Origin of the sequence: Undibacterium sp. 14-3-2, assembly GCF_016595265.1 — a bacterium.
In the GTDB taxonomy this organism is placed as follows: domain Bacteria; phylum Pseudomonadota; class Gammaproteobacteria; order Burkholderiales; family Burkholderiaceae_D; genus Undibacterium; species Undibacterium aquatile.
Window position 1 is genome coordinate 675,223 of record NZ_JAENGS010000001.1, and the last position, 16,028, is coordinate 691,250.

14 protein-coding genes and 1 tRNA gene are annotated in these 16,028 nt (G+C 51.1%); 2 read left to right on the plus strand and 13 right to left on the minus strand.

Features of this window, described 5'->3' with window-relative positions; genetic code table 11:
- Positions 1-118: 118 nt before the first annotated feature.
- Together phhA and hppD are read right to left on the minus strand one after the other, a co-directional pair.
- Entirely contained in the window at positions 119-1,006 is an 888-nt protein-coding gene (phhA, locus tag Undi14_RS03045; RefSeq protein ID WP_370589886.1) for a phenylalanine 4-monooxygenase, read from the minus strand.
- 90 nt (positions 1,007-1,096) lie between these two features.
- Positions 1,097-2,212, minus strand: a complete 1,116-nt coding sequence (gene hppD, locus Undi14_RS03050; protein WP_186884701.1) for a 4-hydroxyphenylpyruvate dioxygenase — start codon at positions 2,210-2,212, stop codon at positions 1,097-1,099.
- Positions 2,213-2,387: 175 nt separating this feature from the next.
- On the opposite strand from hppD, the gene Undi14_RS03055 reads away from it, so the two are divergent.
- Positions 2,388-2,891: an Lrp/AsnC family transcriptional regulator gene (locus tag Undi14_RS03055; protein WP_200177851.1), complete on the plus strand. Its 504-nt coding sequence runs from the start codon at positions 2,388-2,390 to the stop codon at positions 2,889-2,891.
- A gap of 35 nt (positions 2,892-2,926) precedes the next feature.
- Here the strand turns inward: Undi14_RS03055 and Undi14_RS03060 are convergent, their stop codons facing one another.
- The 4 genes from Undi14_RS03060 to Undi14_RS03075 all read right to left on the minus strand — a co-directional run bounded on the left by Undi14_RS03060 (position 2,927) and on the right by Undi14_RS03075 (position 7,586).
- Positions 2,927-3,607 (minus strand): GNAT family N-acetyltransferase, encoded by a 681-nt coding sequence (locus Undi14_RS03060; protein ID WP_186884703.1) that lies wholly within the window; start codon positions 3,605-3,607, stop codon positions 2,927-2,929.
- A gap of 82 nt (positions 3,608-3,689) precedes the next feature.
- The gene (locus tag Undi14_RS03065) at positions 3,690-4,943 is read right to left on the minus strand and encodes a multifunctional CCA addition/repair protein (RefSeq protein WP_200177852.1); all 1,254 of its coding nucleotides are present in this window, start codon (positions 4,941-4,943) and stop codon (positions 3,690-3,692) included.
- Entirely contained in the window at positions 4,940-5,653 is a 714-nt protein-coding gene (locus tag Undi14_RS03070; protein ID WP_200177853.1) for a glutathione S-transferase family protein, read from the minus strand. The genes Undi14_RS03065 and Undi14_RS03070 overlap by 4 nt, the downstream gene beginning before the upstream one ends.
- Positions 5,640-7,586: a lytic transglycosylase domain-containing protein gene (locus Undi14_RS03075; protein ID WP_234030379.1), complete on the minus strand. Its 1,947-nt coding sequence runs from the start codon at positions 7,584-7,586 to the stop codon at positions 5,640-5,642. Before Undi14_RS03075 ends, Undi14_RS03070 begins: the two co-directional genes overlap by 14 nt.
- Positions 7,587-7,656: 70 nt before the next feature.
- Between Undi14_RS03075 and Undi14_RS03080 the strand changes: the two genes are divergently transcribed.
- Complete coding sequence (locus tag Undi14_RS03080) at positions 7,657-8,250, plus strand: 5-formyltetrahydrofolate cyclo-ligase (protein ID WP_200177855.1); 594 nt, start codon at positions 7,657-7,659, stop codon at positions 8,248-8,250.
- Positions 8,251-8,498: 248 nt separating this feature from the next.
- Here Undi14_RS03080 and ggt read toward each other — a convergent pair whose 3' ends face one another.
- The 7 genes from ggt to Undi14_RS03115 form a co-directional block, all read right to left on the minus strand.
- A complete protein-coding gene (gene ggt / locus Undi14_RS03085; protein ID WP_370589887.1) occupies positions 8,499-10,241 on the minus strand; it encodes a gamma-glutamyltransferase in 1,743 nt (580 codons plus the stop codon).
- Positions 10,242-10,542: 301 nt separating this feature from the next.
- A complete protein-coding gene (locus Undi14_RS03090) occupies positions 10,543-11,142 on the minus strand; it encodes a 50S ribosomal protein L25/general stress protein Ctc (protein WP_186884708.1) in 600 nt (199 codons plus the stop codon).
- Between the two features lie 115 nt (positions 11,143-11,257).
- Positions 11,258-12,220, minus strand: a complete 963-nt coding sequence (locus Undi14_RS03095; protein WP_186884709.1) for a ribose-phosphate pyrophosphokinase — start codon at positions 12,218-12,220, stop codon at positions 11,258-11,260.
- A 122-nt stretch (positions 12,221-12,342) separates the two neighbouring features.
- Positions 12,343-12,419: transfer RNA gene (locus Undi14_RS03100), tRNA-Gln, on the minus strand.
- 83 nt (positions 12,420-12,502) lie between these two features.
- The gene (gene ispE, locus Undi14_RS03105) at positions 12,503-13,345 is read right to left on the minus strand and encodes a 4-(cytidine 5'-diphospho)-2-C-methyl-D-erythritol kinase (protein ID WP_200177857.1); all 843 of its coding nucleotides are present in this window, start codon (positions 13,343-13,345) and stop codon (positions 12,503-12,505) included.
- Positions 13,342-13,962, minus strand: coding sequence for an outer membrane lipoprotein LolB (locus Undi14_RS03110; RefSeq protein WP_200177858.1), 621 nt, complete (start codon positions 13,960-13,962; stop codon positions 13,342-13,344). Before Undi14_RS03110 ends, ispE begins: the two co-directional genes overlap by 4 nt.
- A gap of 96 nt (positions 13,963-14,058) precedes the next feature.
- Complete coding sequence (locus Undi14_RS03115; RefSeq protein WP_200177859.1) at positions 14,059-15,906, minus strand: tetratricopeptide repeat protein; 1,848 nt, start codon at positions 15,904-15,906, stop codon at positions 14,059-14,061.
- Between the last annotated feature and the right edge of the window lie 122 nt (positions 15,907-16,028).

The window sequence follows — 16,028 nt, forward strand, 5'->3', positions numbered from 1 at the left end:
AGGTGTTGAAAAATTTTATTCAGGTTTGAAAACTGGTAAATGTTCAGCTACCCACAAAAAACGCCGGTGAATTACTCTCCGGCGTTCGTGGTTCGCAGGCTTTGTAAAGACTAAGGATTTACACTAAAAGCTCGGTTTCGTCAGGCAACAAGGTATTGGCAGGTAACGCCTGACCTTGTTTCAGTTTTTCATAGTACGGCGCAAAATCTGCCGCAGTACCATCAAATAATTCCTGGAAGCTGTTAATGACAAAGTAGGTTTCCTGATAGGTATCGATTTTGTACAGCGTATTCAGGCAGCGTTGTATATCCAGATGGATATGCCGCGAGCTGGTGCCTGGTATCAGACAATATTCGACTTCGCCACCGGAAGATAAAATACCTGCGCCATAAATGCGTAAACCTTGCGGTGTGTTGATCAGGCCAAATTCCACGGTGTACCAATACAGACGCGCCAGTTGCTCAAGACCACCCAGCTGCATGGCTTTTAAGCCGCCTTTGCCATACAACTGCATATAATCGGCAAATACCGGATTGAACAGCATAGGCACATGTCCGAAGAAATCATGGAATACATCGGGTTCGACGATGTAGTTGAATTCTTCGGGTTTGCGCAGCCAGACGGTGACCGGAAAGCGACGATTGGCAAGGTGCTCAAAGAAGGTCAGTTCAGGAATCAGGCCAGGAACGGCGACGATAGTCCAGCCAGTTGCTGCAAATAATTCACGCGATGTTTTTTCAAATTCAGGAATGCCATCGGCTGCATTCATTTTATGTAAGGCATCAATAAATTCGTCACATGCGCGTCCCGGTAAAAGCGACATCTGCCGTTGATATAAGGCGCGCCAGAGATCGTGTTCTGCCTCTGTATAAGCCTGCCAATGTTGTTTGACGACGTAGTGCGAATCAGCATGCTCATAATCACCCCGCAGCGCTGCCCCATGAGATTTTTCAGCCACGGTTGCCAGAAATTCTTCATTACTGACGGTCATGTTGTTTGTGTTGATGTTGTCCATTGTTTGTCTCTCTTTGACAAAAGGCTGACCAGAAACCGGTCAGCCTTTTGAGGTCATTCACATCACATCCGTACAGAAATTTTATGCTGTCGCTTTGTCGTCTTTCAGTACACCACGACGAATCTGATCGAGTTCAATTGATTCAAACAGGGCGCGGAAATTACCTTCACCGAAGCCCTGATCTCCCTTGCGCTGGATAATTTCAAAGAAAATAGGACCGATCACTGTTGTCGTGAAAATCTGAAGTAATAATTCACGCGATGTTTCCGTGCTCTTGCCATCGATCAGAATCCGTAACTTGCGCAAGGCTTCCAGGTTTTCACCGTGGCCGGGCAAACGACGATCTACCAGATCGTAGTAAGTGTCTATCGTGTCCTGGAACGCCACGCCACTTGCTTTCATGCCGCTGACCGTCGCATACACATCGTCCGTGCCCATGGCGATATGCTGCACGCCTTCGCCCTGATACAGGTCGAGATATTCGGCAATTTGTGATTTGTCGTCCGAAGATTCATTGATAGGAATCCGGATTTTTCCGCAAGGCGATGTCATCGCTTTTGATTTGAGACCAGTGTGTTTGCCTGCGATGTCGAAATAACGGATTTCGCGGAAATTGAACAGTGTTTCATAGAAGTCGGCCCACTCTTTCATGCGGCCGCGATGCACGTTGTGGGTCAGGTGATCGATGTAAGTGAGCCCCAGTCCAACCGGATTGGACTCAACGCCCGGAATCGCAACGAAGTCAGCATCATAGATGCTGATATTGCCGATCGCGCCTGGTTGTGCGCCGTCTTTTCCATGCCAGCGATCCACGAAGTAAATCAATGAATCACCGATGCCTTTGATCGCAGGGATATTTAATTCCATCGGGCCGGTTTTATTGTCAAAGCCCCAGGCACCTAATTCCAGCGCGCGTTTGTAGGCGGCATTCGCATCTTTGACGCGGAATGCGAAAGCGCATACCGATGGACCATGCTTGCGGGCGAATTTCTGTGCAAACGAATCTTTTTCGGCATTGATGATGAAATTTACGTCACCCTGGCGAAACAGCGTGACATCTTTTGTGCGGTGTCTGGCGATGGCGGTAAAGCCCATGGTGACAAATAATTCACCGAGTGCTTTTGGGTCTGGTGCTGCGTATTCGATGAACTCAAAACCATCTGTCCCCATAGGGTTTTCCCAAGTCTGGAAAGTCATGCGTGTCTCCTGTATTAATTCGTCTGGGTCTGCATCGTCACGTCGTTACGCGTGTTTTGATGTAGATCAAGCGAGCAGTATAGTCCGGCAAATGCGCCATTAAATTTCAAAATAACCTAAGGTATTTCTTATTTGAGCAATAATATGTCTTATTTATTTTAAATATTGGCAAATAATGGCTGAAATTCCTCTCGATAAAATTGACCGTAAAATTCTGGCGATCTTGCAGGCCGACGGACGACTAACGAATCAGGAGGTGGCGGAGCGTGTTAATCTGTCACCTTCACCTTGCTTGCGCCGTATTAAACGACTGGAAGAGAGTGGCGTGATCCGCAAATATGTGGCTTTGCTCGAGCCTGCCAAGATTGGTCTGGGTTTGCTGGCGTACGTGAATGTACGCCTGGAAAAACACAATGATTTGCCCGGAAAGAGTGGCTCGCGGTCGCCACGGGACGATTTTTCTGCATCGGTAGGGCAATGGCCAGAAGTGGTGGCGTGTTACGCGATGACAGGCGAAATGGACTATTTACTGCGCGTGCATGTCGAAGACATGAATCATTTTTCGCGTTTCATGATGGAAACCTTATTGCGTCATCCGGCTGTGCTGGATGTGAAATCCAGCTTTGCATTACAGCAGATCAAAGAGACGACGGCCATGCCAGTGGCGGGCACGGCTTGACGGCGAATCCGCGAGTGTCTGATTCGCCGGGGTGACTATTTTTTTTCAGAGTGGTTGCCCATACCCGGCAAGTGTCTGAGCCATTTGACGGCGGCACGGGTATTCGCTTTGATCGAGTAATCAATAGCGGCAACCTGTTCCTGCACGGCTTCTTTCAGAACGCTGACTGCATCGGCTGGCAATAATTTCAGATAGGCATCGGCCTCGCCGTATTCGCGCTGAATTTCCATGCCTGCTTTCTTGGCGATATGAATCATCGTCTGATTTGACGACAGACAATGCATGTACAAGGTATCGACATCGGCATTGCGACAATGAATCGCGCCGCGTTCGAACAGCTTGGCACCGACGCCTTTACCGCGTGCTGATTTGGATACCGAGACACCAAATTCAGCGACCGTATCTTTATCGGTAGCCTCATCTTTTTCGCTGCGCGGCGCAAATGCCAGATGACCGACGCCGACCAGCCGGAAGTTACGGCTCAGCACTCCGAATACTTTATCCCGGGAAAAGTCCAGACCATTAACATATTTTTCTATCATGGGATCCGGCAGATAGGTGCCAAAACGCAGTAAACGATCACTTTCTTCTAATGCCAGAAAATGTTTGAGTATGCGATGCCGGTCTTTTTCAGACAATTCTTTGACGTAGACAGCAGGCTTGTTGCTGCCGGAATGTTCATTGAAATTAATGGGGAAAATATCGGTAGGATTCATGACATGTCCTTACTGCAAATAGAATTTGTGCAGTGCACAAAGCATTGTAGGCGATCTGTTCTGATTATTCCAGAAAACATTGTCAATGTGAGAGTGGAGTCTGCTTTTTAATCTGTTGCACCGCCGCAATTCTGGCGTCGCGTATGGCTTCTGGGATGCGTTTGGGCTGATCTTTACAGAGCTGTGCAATTTCACCGCCATTCACTTGCTGCGCTGCATTCAGTGCCTGTTCTAAAAACGCAGTTTGTGGAAATTCTTTGTTTTCAAGGCCCGCACGACCAAAACAATCACACTCGGCCGCCCGCAGCATGTCGCTAAAACGTTGTGGTTTACGGAATGCATCGTTGCGGGTCAGAAAATCGACGATAGTCGACGCGCGCATTTCAAACGCACGCCCAACATTGCCATGATCGCGCGCGGTCATGTAAGCCAGATCGCGGCAATCTGACGGCACTTTCAGGCGTTGGCAGACGATATCGACCAGCTTTGCACTACGCTCCTCGTGACCGTGGTGTTTTGGCCAGAGTTCCGGCGGCGTAGTACCTTTACCGAGATCATGCATCAGGGCAGCGAACCGGATCGGCAGCGAATATCCCTGTTGCGCCGCATAATCGACGACCAGCATGACATGAACACCGGTATCAATTTCGGGATGATGTTTTTCCGGTTGCGGCACGCCCCACAGCGCATCCAGTTCGGGCAGTAATCGTTTCAGAGCGCCGCAGGCGCGCAAGACTTCAAACATACGCGATGGTTTAACCTCCATCAGACCGCGCGCCAGCTCTTGCCAGACGCGCTCTGGCACCAGCGCGTCGACTTCCCCGGCTGCCACCATTTCTTGCATCAGCGCATTGGTTTCGTCGGCAACGGTAAAGTTGTGCGGCGGTAAGGCGAAGCGCGCAGCAAAGCGCGCAACCCGCAGTATGCGCACTGGGTCTTCCGCAAATGCGGCAGAGACATGTCGTAATACGCGTCGTTGCAAATCCTGACAACCACCAAACGGATCGGTAATCTGGCCGTTGCTGTCTTGCGCCATCGCGTTCACCGTCAGATCGCGTCGGATTAAATCCTGTTCCAGTGTGACATTGGCATCGGTATGAAAAACAAAGCCTTTATAACCGGCTGCGGTTTTACGTTCGGTACGTGCCAGCGCATATTCTTCGTGGGTTTTAGGATGCAGAAAAACCGGAAAATCTTTACCGACCGCCCGAAAACCATCCCGGATCATTTCTTCCGGTGTGCTGCCGACGACGACATAATCCCTGTCTTGCACCGGCAGTCCCAACAGTGAATCACGGACAGCGCCGCCGACGATATAGATTTGCTTCGTACTCATTTGGGTGGACGGGCATCATGCCACGGGGCAGATTCTGTTTCGGCCCTGGCTTCCAGTATCCATTGCGCTACGGCCGGGTGTGCGCAGACTCTGTCTGCATATGCTTCCAGCGCTGGCGCTAAAGAGACGCCGTAGGTTTTAAAGCGCGTGACGACTGGGGCAAAATAAGCATCAGCGATGGAGAATGCGCCAAATAAAAATTCATGCGCGCCAAAGCGCGCAAGGCAATCTTCCCAGATTTCGCAAATCCGGCCTATATCTGCCTGCGCGCCAGGGGTATGGCCTTTGCCATGTAAATCAGCCCGGATATTCATCGGCATGTCAAAACGCAGCGAAGAAAATCCGGCATGCATTTCAGCGCAGATGCTGCGTGCAAACGCGCGCGCGGCCGTGTCTTCCGGCCATAAATTTAATAAAGAAAACTGTTCGGCTAAAAACTCGCAAATCGCCATCGAGTCCCAGACGGTAATATCGTTGGCGATCAGCACCGGCACTTTTCCGGCCGCCGAATATTCTGAAATTTTTGCTGTGGTATCCGGCTGATCCAGATGTATGCGTATCTCTTCAAATGGAATACCAAAGGCTTTCATGGTTACCCATGCGCGCATGGACCACGATGAATAATTCTTATTGCCTATCACCAGCACCATACGGGAACGGCGTTCATCCATCAGCGCGGCCAGCGCGGGAAGCATTTCAGTATCTTGCATTGTTCGTAGACTCTTCAGGTATTTCGGCATCATTGGCAGACATGCCTTTAGGCACGACGATGCCGAGACGGGCTTTCAGCGATTGTGGTTTTTTCTCGAACAATGCCGCGTAGTAGGTCGCATTGGACAAGACATTTTTGACGTAGCCACGGGTTTCTGCAAACGGAATGGTTTCCGCAAAAATGGCGCCTTCAACTGGGCGCGTCAGCTTTGCCCGCCACGCGCGTGGACGCCCGGGGCCGGCGTTATAGGCGGCGGACGCCAGCGCTTGTGAACCACCCAGATCGGTCAGCACCATATTGAGGTAATTGGTACCGAGAGCGATATTCGTATCGATATCATTGACCTGTTCCGGCACGAAATTACCCAGACCAATTTTTTTGGCGACGTAGCGGGCCGTCGCTGGCATGATTTGCATCAATCCCGATGCGCCGACATGCGATTTCGCATGCATGACGAACCGCGACTCCTGACGGATAAGACCATACACCCACGCCATATCGAGTCCGAGCGCCTGCGTGGTTTTGTACATGCTGTCGTTGAACGGCGTAGGGTAGCGCTGGTTGAAATCGAATTCGCCCCGGGTGCGGTCAGAGGTATTCACCATACGGTCCAGCATATTGTTTTTACGCGCCAGTTCTGCCGCAGCCAGATGCTGCCGCTCTGTCATTTTGCGTAATTCCCAGTTCCATTCCCGCGTGCCTTCTAGCCGCAGATTCATGGAATAAAATTTCAGCGCTCGTTGTAAATTCGGATTGCGTTCTACCGCCGCCAGTTCATCGGCAGTGACAGGTCTGGAAGTCAGAGGCACGCCGACTTTCTGACCATTTTCCTCTAGCGCGAGTTGTCCGTAGAAGTGAATCTGATCGGCGATGCTGGCAAATAATTGCCGCGCTTCTTCGTTTTTGCCTTCGGCTTTCAGTGCGCGTCCCAGCCAGTAAATCCAGGCAGGTTCATTTTTCAGTGAAGCAGGCATCAGCGCGATTGTTGTCTTAACGATTTTCCAGTCGCCTTCACGCAATGCAGTACGCACCCGCCATTGGTAGGCTTCCTGCGACAAGGTGGCGCCATCCGCGCGTAACCAGTAAGCCAGCGCTTCCGGTTCTAATTTCAGCGCCGACTGTAAGGCAATTTGCGCCCACGCATTCGCGCGCTCGCTGTCGTTGAGTTTGGCGCTGAAGCGGGATAATTTTTCTGCCGCGTCTTCGGGGTCGGATTTCGCTGCGCGACCCAGCGCGATGACGAACAACTCTTTGGAAATCCGGTTATTTTCCGGCCCAGTTTTTAACAGACTCGCAGGTTTTTCCAGTGCCGCACTCAGCTTTTTTTCCGGCAAATCCAGTAATTTCCCCAGACGTTGTGCCAGCGGTACGGCACCGTATTCTGCCGCCATGCGTATCTGTGTCCACAAATCCGCCTGACTGAGCTGGCCATTTGCCGTCAGATAGCTCACCAGACTGTAGCAACCCTCGCCATAATCACGCGGCGCATTCAGCAAGGCTTTGGCTTCGTTGGCGACTTTCTGCTGTTTATATGCTCTCGATAACAACGCATAGCAACGCAACTGATTATCGTCAGCCACAACAAACTGCGGATATTGCTGATCAAATAAATCCCATTCGCCGCGCTTGCCTAACAACGTTAACCAGTCATTGCGCAAGCGGTCTGCGATGGCGCTGCCTTCGTATTTGCTGATAAATTCGCGGAATTCTGTATTCGATGCGCGCTGCAGATGCGAGCGCAGGCGGTAGTAATCGACATACGATGGAATTTCATATTGCGCGAGCGCCGGCGCATGTTGTTCGGCACTTGCCGCATCTTCATGCAAGCCTGCATCGCGTAAGGCCATGAAGCGATCATCATCATTGATGAAACTCTTTTTGGGAGAGGCCGCATACGCACAGGGTAAAACACTCAAACCTGCTAAGATCATGAGGCTACATTGCGCTAATTTATTTTTCACAGACATCTTTGCATCGCTATCAAAATCTATTTCTGACAGTATGACACAGCCACCTCTGAGCGGACACACCAGCCTCGCAGAACTTAGCCAGAATCGCAGCGCCTTGCGACGATATTTATTAGATTGCCGTCGTCAGCTTGACGCAACTGTGCGCCAGCAATGGGACGCACAAATCGCAGATCATTTACTGGCGTGGTGCCGTCAGGAAAAACCCACCAGTCTGGCCGTTTACTGGCCGATACAGGCTGAGCCGGACTTGCGTTCCTGCTACGCCGCGATTGCTGGAATGGGAATACAACTCGCATTGCCCTGGGTCAGCGCGAGAGAGGTGCCTTTGCGCTTTCTCGCCTGGTGCGAAGGGGATGCGATGCTGACGGATGATTACGGCATTCCTTTACCGGCGCAACGTAATCATCTGGTGACGCCAGCTGCATTGCTGATTCCCTGCGTTGGTTTTAATGCCGATCGCTATCGTCTCGGTTATGGTGGTGGGTATTACGACAGAACACTGCCCGGTCTGCCGGATGCGGTCAGCCTCGGCATCGCCTATCAATGCGCCTGTGCCGAATTTGCGCCGGGTGAACACGACATCCCGATGACGCAGATCATGACCGAAACCGGATGTCTGGCTTGAGTCAGCTGGTGCAATAGAGGTAATTTCGGCGTTTTATGTGCTTTATATACTCCCGGGGAGTATATATTTACCCCCCCTTATTTTTCGCTGACAAGAGCGTGATTTTGATAAAAAAGAGGGGGAGTATGCTAAAAATCGGTGTTTTTTTATGATACGGGAGTACTGATCCGATATCAAAACAGGGAAGATAAGGGCGCAACAATAAGCTGCATTGATGCGCCCAGCGATGCGATCAGCAATGTCGTTCTTTAAAATCCCAGCGCCTTACCATCGGGATTGCGCGAATCAGAAAAGCCGTAAAACACGCCATCGCTGACTTGTATGGTCTGAGTTTTTCCTATCACCGGAGCCTGTTTCAGATTCTGGCCTTTGTCTGTCAGGATTTTCAAGGTGTCGGCGCTGATGCCTTTTTCAAAATACAGCTGATCCGGCATCCATTGCTGATGGATGCGTGGCGCTATCGTTGCTTCGGCGACGTTCATGCCGTGGTCGATCACATTTAAGATGGTTTGCAGCGTGGTGGTAATGATGCGGCTGCCACCTGGGCTGCCTGTGACCAGAAACGGTTTGCCATCTTTCAACACTATCGTCGGTGACATCGAGCTCAGTGGGCGCTTACCTGCCTGTATCGCATTAGCGGCGCCGCCGATCAGCCCGAAAGCATTGGGTACACCAGCTTTGACGGAAAAATCATCCATTTCATCATTCAATACGATGCCGGTGCCGCTGGCGACAATGCCGCTGCCGAAATTCAGATTCAGGGTGTAGGTCGTTGCGACAACGTTGCCGAATTTGTCGGCCACGCTGTAGTGCGTGGTCTGGTCGCTTTCATAGGCTTGTGGTTGGCCTGGTTTGATTTCTGCCGAAGGTGTGGCGCGCTCAGGATTAATTTTTTTGACGAGTTCATCGGCGTAGCTGCGCGCAGTCAGACCCTTTTGCGGAACTTTGTAGAAATCCGGGTCGCCCAGATATTCGGAACGGTCGGCATAAGCGAGCTTCATGACTTCACTGAGTTGATGTAAGGTCTGCGCGCTGTTGGCACCTTGTTGTCTGAGCGGGTAGTGTTCCAGCATATTCAGCATCTGGATGATGTGCACACCGCCAGAACTGGGTGGCGGCATGGAAACGACCTCGTAGCCGCGATAATTGCCTTTAACTGGCTGGCGCTCTATCGCCTTGTAATTCTTCAGATCGCTGGCGCTGATAAAGCCTTGATGCTGCTGCACTTCGGCGACAATTTTCTTTGCAATCTCGCCTTCGTAAAATGCTTTGGAACCTTGTGACGCTATCAGTCGCAGCGAATGCGCAAGGTCTTTTTGAACCAGCTTTTCACCAGCCTGCAATGGTCGCCCGTCTTTGAAAAAAATCGCGCGACTCGATGGCCATTTTCCAAGATGCTCACGTTCGGCTTGCAACAATGCAGCGAGATAAGGCGTGACGGTGAACCCTTGTTCCGCCAGACGGATAGCTGGGGCGATGACATCTTTTAGTTTCATGCTGCCGTATTTGCTGAGCGCGAGCTCCAAACCGGCGACGGTGCCGGGCACGCCTATCGCCAGATGGCTGTGGGTGGAACTGCCGGGAATAACGTTGCCGCTGGCATCGAGATACATGTCTTTGTGGGCTTTTTCCGGCGCGCTTTCACGAAAATCGAGGGCGATCTGTTTTCCGGAACGACTATCGTGAATCAGCATGAAGCCGCCGCCGCCGATATTACCGGCATTCGGCAGCACAACTGCGAGAGCGAATCCGGTGGCGACTGCCGCATCGACAGCGTTGCCACCTTGCGCGAGTATTTTGACACCGACTTCACTGGCCAAAGCCTGTTCGGTCGCGACCATACCGTGACGACTGCTGACCGGGCTGATAATGGGGAAATTGGTATCGTAACGAATGTTCGCCGCGATTTGCGCCTGTGCGGGGAGTGGGCTGACGGCGAGACTGATGGCGACGCTGATAACGAGGTTGAAACCCGTGAAGCTGGCTGCAATGAATGGCGTCAGCCCCGATTTTTTCTTTAGTAACACGCGAATTCTCCGTGAGGTCATGTCTGGTGTACGTTGGATAATACTCAGCCGACAGTGTATCTGCTTAGTCTGGTGACGAATATATTTCTATCGCATATCGATAGGTGATTTGCACGTGGGGCGTGTGCGATTGACGGGCGATGCGGCGCTCTTGTGCGGATGTGTAAAGAGAGCAGGGGAGCTCAGTCCAGAGCTAACGTCAAAATAAAAAAGCCACCTCGTAAGGTGGCTTTTCAGCGGCAAAAACGAAATGAATTCGCGAGAATTATTTCGCTTCAGTACCGGCTTCAGCTTCAGCAGAAACTGCGCCTGCTGGTACAGTTGCGATAGCGATAGTGATATCACCACCGTGTACAACAGCTGTTACGCCTTTTGGCAGTTTCAGGCCAGATGCGTGGATAGATTGACCAGCTTCCAGTTTGGACAGGTCAACTTCAACGAATTCTGGCAGATTTGCTGGCAAGCAGGATACATCCAGCTCAACTGCTACGTGGCTGATGACTGCGCCAGAAGTTTTTACTGCTGGGGATACGTCAGCGTTCACGAAGTGCAGAGGCACTTTAACGTGGATTTCTTTATTTGGATCAACGCGTTGGAAATCAGCGTGCAATACCAATTGTTTGTATGCGTGGACTTGGAAGTCGCGCAACAGAACTTTTTCTACTTTACCGTCAACTTCCAGATCCAGAATAGAAGAATGGAATACTTCTTTTTTCAATGCATGGTACAGCGCATTGTGATCCAGAGTGATAGCAACTGGTGCTTCTGTGCCGCCGTAGATGATGCCAGGTGTTTGGCCAGCATTGCGCAGGCGGCGGCTCGCTCCGGTCCCCTGTTCTTTGCGTGCAAATGCGATAACTTTCATGGTGTTACTCCAAAAAATGCAAAACGGTTTGTCGTTTTGCGATAAAGAATCCCCGCGACCAGGGATTCATAAAAAAGCGCTGTCAAATAAAAGACAGCGCCGAAACTGGTACAAATTAATCCGTGAACAGGGAGATAACTGATTCGCCTTTGGTGATACGGCGGAAGGTTTCTGCCAGCAAGCTGTCACAAGACAGTTGACGGATTTTCGGGCATGCGCGTGCTGCCTCGGATAATGGAATCGTGTCCGTCACCACCAGCTCGTCGAGCGGCGATTGTGTAATGCGCTGGATGGCCGGACCGGATAATACCGGATGCGTGCAATATGCCAGCACTTTCTTAGCGCCACGTTCTTTCAATACTTCTGCTGCTTTGGTCAGCGTACCCGCGGTATCGACCATGTCATCCATGATCACGCAGTTACGGCCTTCGACTTCACCAATGATGTTCATGACTTCTGACACATTGGCTTTCGGACGGCGTTTATCGATAATCGCCAGATCGCAGCCGAGGCGTTTTGCCAGAGCGCGGGCACGTACCACACCGCCGACGTCCGGGGAAACAACCAGCAGGTTGTCATAGTTTTTCGAGACCAGATCGCCCAGCAAAATTGGCGACGCGTAGATGTTATCGACCGGAATGTCGAAGAAACCCTGAATCTGATCGGCATGCAAATCCATGATCATGATGCGGTCAACGCCGGCTTCTTCCAGCATGTTCGCGACCACTTTGGCAGAAATCGCAACACGCGCTGAGCGTGGGCGGCGATCCTGACGGGCGTAACCGAAGTAAGGAATGGCTGCTGTAATGCGACCAGCAGAAGCACGTTTGAGTGCATCGACCATCAACATGATTTCCATCAGGTTGTCGTTGGTTGGAGCACAGGTGGATTGTAAAACGAAGACATCTTTACCACGGACGTTTTCATTAATCTCGACCATCACTTCACCGTCGGAGAATTTTGAAACATCTGCTTTACCTAGAGGAATGCCCAGTTGTTTGACGACTCCAGCTGCTAATGCCGGATTGGCATTGCCAGTGAAGACCATCATGTTGTCATTTGCGCGCGCGTTTGCCATGGCGGGACCTATTGGCTGAATTTTTTGAGGACCTGATTTATTTGCATAGACTTTTTGCAAAAAAATCAAAAGTAAAAACTAAAAAAGCCGCCGCAGAATCTATGCGGCGGCTTTAATTTTAATGGCAGGGGAAGAAGGATTCGAACCTTCGCATGCCGGAATCAAAATCCGGTGCCTTAACCAGCTTGGCGACTCCCCTACTCAACCGTTTGTCTGTCGTCCAGAATCGACCGCTATTTTAGCGTCAAATCGGCATCAGACCAAATCTTTTTTACTTCTGCTTCATTCATCCATAGGATGGCGATTCAGTGCTTTTGCTTTCCACGATGTCCAGCGTTCAGGCATTTGCGCTATCACTTTGTCTGCTGCCGATTCGTCGGCAAAAGCACAAAAAACACAAGCCCCTGATCCTGTCATCTTCGCGTTTCCGAATTGTGACAGCCATCTAACCGCTTCGTCAACCTCAGGAAACATTGCGCAGGCAACTGTTTGCAGATCGTTTTTCCAGAACATTTCTGCATTGCTGGAAAAGTCCGCTATTCTGACGATCTTACTGTCTCTTGTCAACTCCTTTGCCGAAAAAATTGCAGGTGTCGGCACTTGCACGCCGGGTTCGATGACAACGAACCAGCGTTCCGGCGTCTGAATTGCCTGCAATTCTTCACCGACGCCTTCCGCAAAAGCATTTTCGCCAAAGATAAAAAACGGTACATCGGCACCGAGCTGCAAGCCCAGCGACATCAGTTCAGTTTTACTCAGACCTGTGTGCCACAAACGGTTTAGTGCCATCAGTGTGGTGGCTGCATCGGAGGAGCCACCGCCCAGTCCGCCACCCATAGGCAGAATTTTATGCAGTTTCAGATTGGCGCCGAGTGGGCATCCGGTTTTTTCTTGTAGCAGGCGCGCGGCGCGCACGATCAGATCGGTATCTGCCGGCACACCGGGAACATCGTTGGAGCGGATGATCTGACCATCGTCGCGAACTTCAAAGTCCAGCGTATCGCAGCGGTCTATCAGTTGAAATGCGGTTTGCAGCAAGTGGTAGCCATCGGCACGCCGACCGGTCACATGCAAAAATAAATTCAGTTTGGCGGGTGCCGGACAGGCAAGGAGTCGTTGCGTCATGGGTTCTGCGGTGCTTCAATAAAAATATTCAAAATAACTTCGCCAGCGCTTGTTGTGTAGCGATTTAAATCGATGCGCTTGGGGGAATTCGTCGATGCGTGCCAGCTCGCGTAGCGGATATTCCAGCCGTCGCTACTGATGGTCTGATCGGTGGCAAGCAGCGCAGTTCTGTTGCCATCAGGCTGACGAACAAAGCCTTGCAGCCAATCGCGCATCCCGGAAACTGGCAGCGGCCAGCGCAAGGTGTCTGCAAGCAATTGATCCAGATTGTCAGCTTGTTGAGGCATTTTTCCTTCGCGTTCAAGAAGCGCACCGTTCGCATTTTGGGTGATTTTGGCGATGAGCTGGCCGATGGGGGAGAACAGGGTGATTTGCAGGTTGTCGCTGGTTTGCTCCCATTCAAAACTTCCACCTGGCAGGCTTTGTTGTTTGTTGTTTTGTTCGTAGCGAACTGAGATTTTACCGCTCAGGTGTATGGTTTCCTGATAGCTGCGGCTGACGCTGTGCAGCCGTTCTGCACTGTTTGTTGTCGTTTGCGGAAGGCTGCTGCAGGCACTGTTGAGAAGCGCGCCGGATAAGCCTGTCAGAAGCATAAAAATGCGGGAGTATCTGTTCATGATGCTCTGGAGCCCTTTATTTTATTGGACTATATTAAAAATAATGCATATACCCCACCGGAGTATATGCATTATCTGAAGGTCTTGACTGAGCGCTTACAGCTTCACATTCAGGCGTTCCAGCGTGTTTTTCAGGGAAGTGTTTTTTGGGTCTTTAGTGCGACCTTCACGCCAGATTTTGCGTGCCGCATCTTTCTGACCTTGTGTCCATAACAGCTCGCCAAGATGGGCGGCAATATCGGTATCGGAGCGCAATTCATAAGCGCGGCGCAAGGCTTTTTCTGCGTCATCAAATTGCCCGAGGCGGAATTTCACCCAGCCTAAACTATCCAGAATGAATGGATCATCCGGCGACAATTCATTTGCCTTTGTGATCAGTGTCAGCGCTTCATCAAGGCGGATATTTCTGTCGGCAAACGAGTATCCGAGCGCATTGTAGGCATGCTGGCTCTTTGGTTCAATGCTGATCACACGCCGTAAAACCTGTTCCATTTCTGCATACTTTGATTGTGATTCGAGCAGCATTGCGTAGTCATACAGCAGGTCTGCATTATCCGGATGGGCTTTGATCGCGTTTTGCAGAACCTGATCGGCTTCTGCTGGCAGACCGCTGTCGCGCAGAATTTGCGCTTCGGTTTGTATGATCTGCAGTTGTTCAGACGGATTTGCCGGTTTGAGGTCTTTCAGCAATTGTCGCGCACTGTCGAGCTTGCCATCGCGGGCATATAAGTTTGCCCGCCGCATCTGCACGTTAAACCACGCAGAATTGCGGCCATCAAAGGATTCAACCTTGCTCAGCCATTCTTGTGCGGCTTTGTAGTCCTTGCGTTCGAACGCGATTCTGGACAGATTCAGCAACACTGGCGTGGTGTCGCGGTCTTCACCTTTGGTTTCGACGATTTTCAGATGCTGCATGAAATATTCTTCGGCTTGTTGCGGCTGTTTTTTCTCCATCGCCAGCAAACCGAGTGTGTAAATCGCGCTCAGATCATCGGGTTTGTCGCGCAAAATATGCTCAAACTCGACACTGGCTTTGTCCAGTTGTTTTAAATCGATCAGGATACTGGCGTAGGCCAGGCGGACATCGCGCGCATCGGGGTTTTTGGCAAGAAATGCCGCCATCGCTTTGGCGGCATCTTTTTGCGAGGATGCCTGCGCGATGGTGAGTATCGCCAGTTGCGAATCGGTTTTGGTTTTCAGAACCAGTTGCGCTTCTTCAACGGCACGCTTGTTGTCGCCTTTGCTGTAAGCGCCTTGCGCCAGCGCCAGATGGGCTTCCGGCAAGGTTTTGTAGGGCGCTAAGGTTTCTTCCAGTACGTCAAATGCGGCATTTTTATCACGTCCGCGTGCCAGCAGACGCTGGGTTTGCAACATGATGACGCCGTATTGTTTTGGGTCAGCTTCTTTGAGCTTTTCTGAAAACACTTTCTGGATTTCGGCCAGATTATTATTCATGACCATGAAGCCCAGATAATACTGGGTCGCTTCATTTGAGTTTGGTGCCAGTTCGCGCCACAGACGGATTGCTGCCAGCGCTTCGCCAGGTTGTTTCGCACTCAGGGCAATTTCCGCTGAACGCTTTGCCAGACGCGGGTCGCTGGTTTGCTGAGCGGTGCTCATCAGAGTGATATACGCCGCCTGCCAGTTACCGCGTTGGTACGCGATTTCTGCTGTCAGTATTTTGTATAACAACTCGTCTGTCAGGGCGACCGCCGGCAGTTTATCTTTGTTTTCGACAATCGCCGGGCTGGCGCCGTTCAGATCCTGATCGGCAGACAGAGCCGCTTTCGCTGCATCGCTAACATGATGGGTGTCTTCGGATTTAAAATTATGTAATCCGCCGATGCCGGCACAGGCAGACAGCAGCGCGGCGCAACTGAGGTAAGCCGCCGGACGAAGTACGGATACAATAGATGTGGTGACAAATGCAGAGATAGTTTTCAAGACGAACCCGAAATGAACTGTGGATGGCTGATTTTACGCCGAAGTAGCCAACGCGTGGGAGCTGACACGCCTGACCCTGTTTCAAATTGTACATAGCGATGACTCATGTTCATGCACATGAA

Excerpts from the sequence above, each read along its gene's own strand:
- hppD (WP_186884701.1), bottom strand. The coding sequence starts at position 2,212 with ATGACTTTCCAGACTTGGGAAAACCCTATGGGGACAGATGGTTTTGAG.
- Undi14_RS03055 (WP_200177851.1), top strand. The coding sequence starts at position 2,388 with ATGGCTGAAATTCCTCTCGATAAAATTGACCGTAAAATTCTGGCGATC.
- Undi14_RS03060 (WP_186884703.1), bottom strand. The coding sequence starts at position 3,607 with ATGAATCCTACCGATATTTTCCCCATTAATTTCAATGAACATTCCGGC.
- Undi14_RS03065 (WP_200177852.1), bottom strand. The coding sequence starts at position 4,943 with ATGAGTACGAAGCAAATCTATATCGTCGGCGGCGCTGTCCGTGATTCA.
- Undi14_RS03070 (WP_200177853.1), bottom strand. The coding sequence starts at position 5,653 with ATGCAAGATACTGAAATGCTTCCCGCGCTGGCCGCGCTGATGGATGAA.
- Undi14_RS03075 (WP_234030379.1), bottom strand. The coding sequence starts at position 7,586 with ATGATCTTAGCAGGTTTGAGTGTTTTACCCTGTGCGTATGCGGCCTCT.
- Undi14_RS03080 (WP_200177855.1), top strand. The coding sequence starts at position 7,657 with ATGACACAGCCACCTCTGAGCGGACACACCAGCCTCGCAGAACTTAGC.
- Undi14_RS03090 (WP_186884708.1), bottom strand. The coding sequence starts at position 11,142 with ATGAAAGTTATCGCATTTGCACGCAAAGAACAGGGGACCGGAGCGAGC.
- Undi14_RS03095 (WP_186884709.1), bottom strand. The coding sequence starts at position 12,220 with ATGGCAAACGCGCGCGCAAATGACAACATGATGGTCTTCACTGGCAAT.
- ispE (WP_200177857.1), bottom strand. The coding sequence starts at position 13,345 with ATGACGCAACGACTCCTTGCCTGTCCGGCACCCGCCAAACTGAATTTA.
- Undi14_RS03110 (WP_200177858.1), bottom strand. The coding sequence starts at position 13,962 with ATGAACAGATACTCCCGCATTTTTATGCTTCTGACAGGCTTATCCGGC.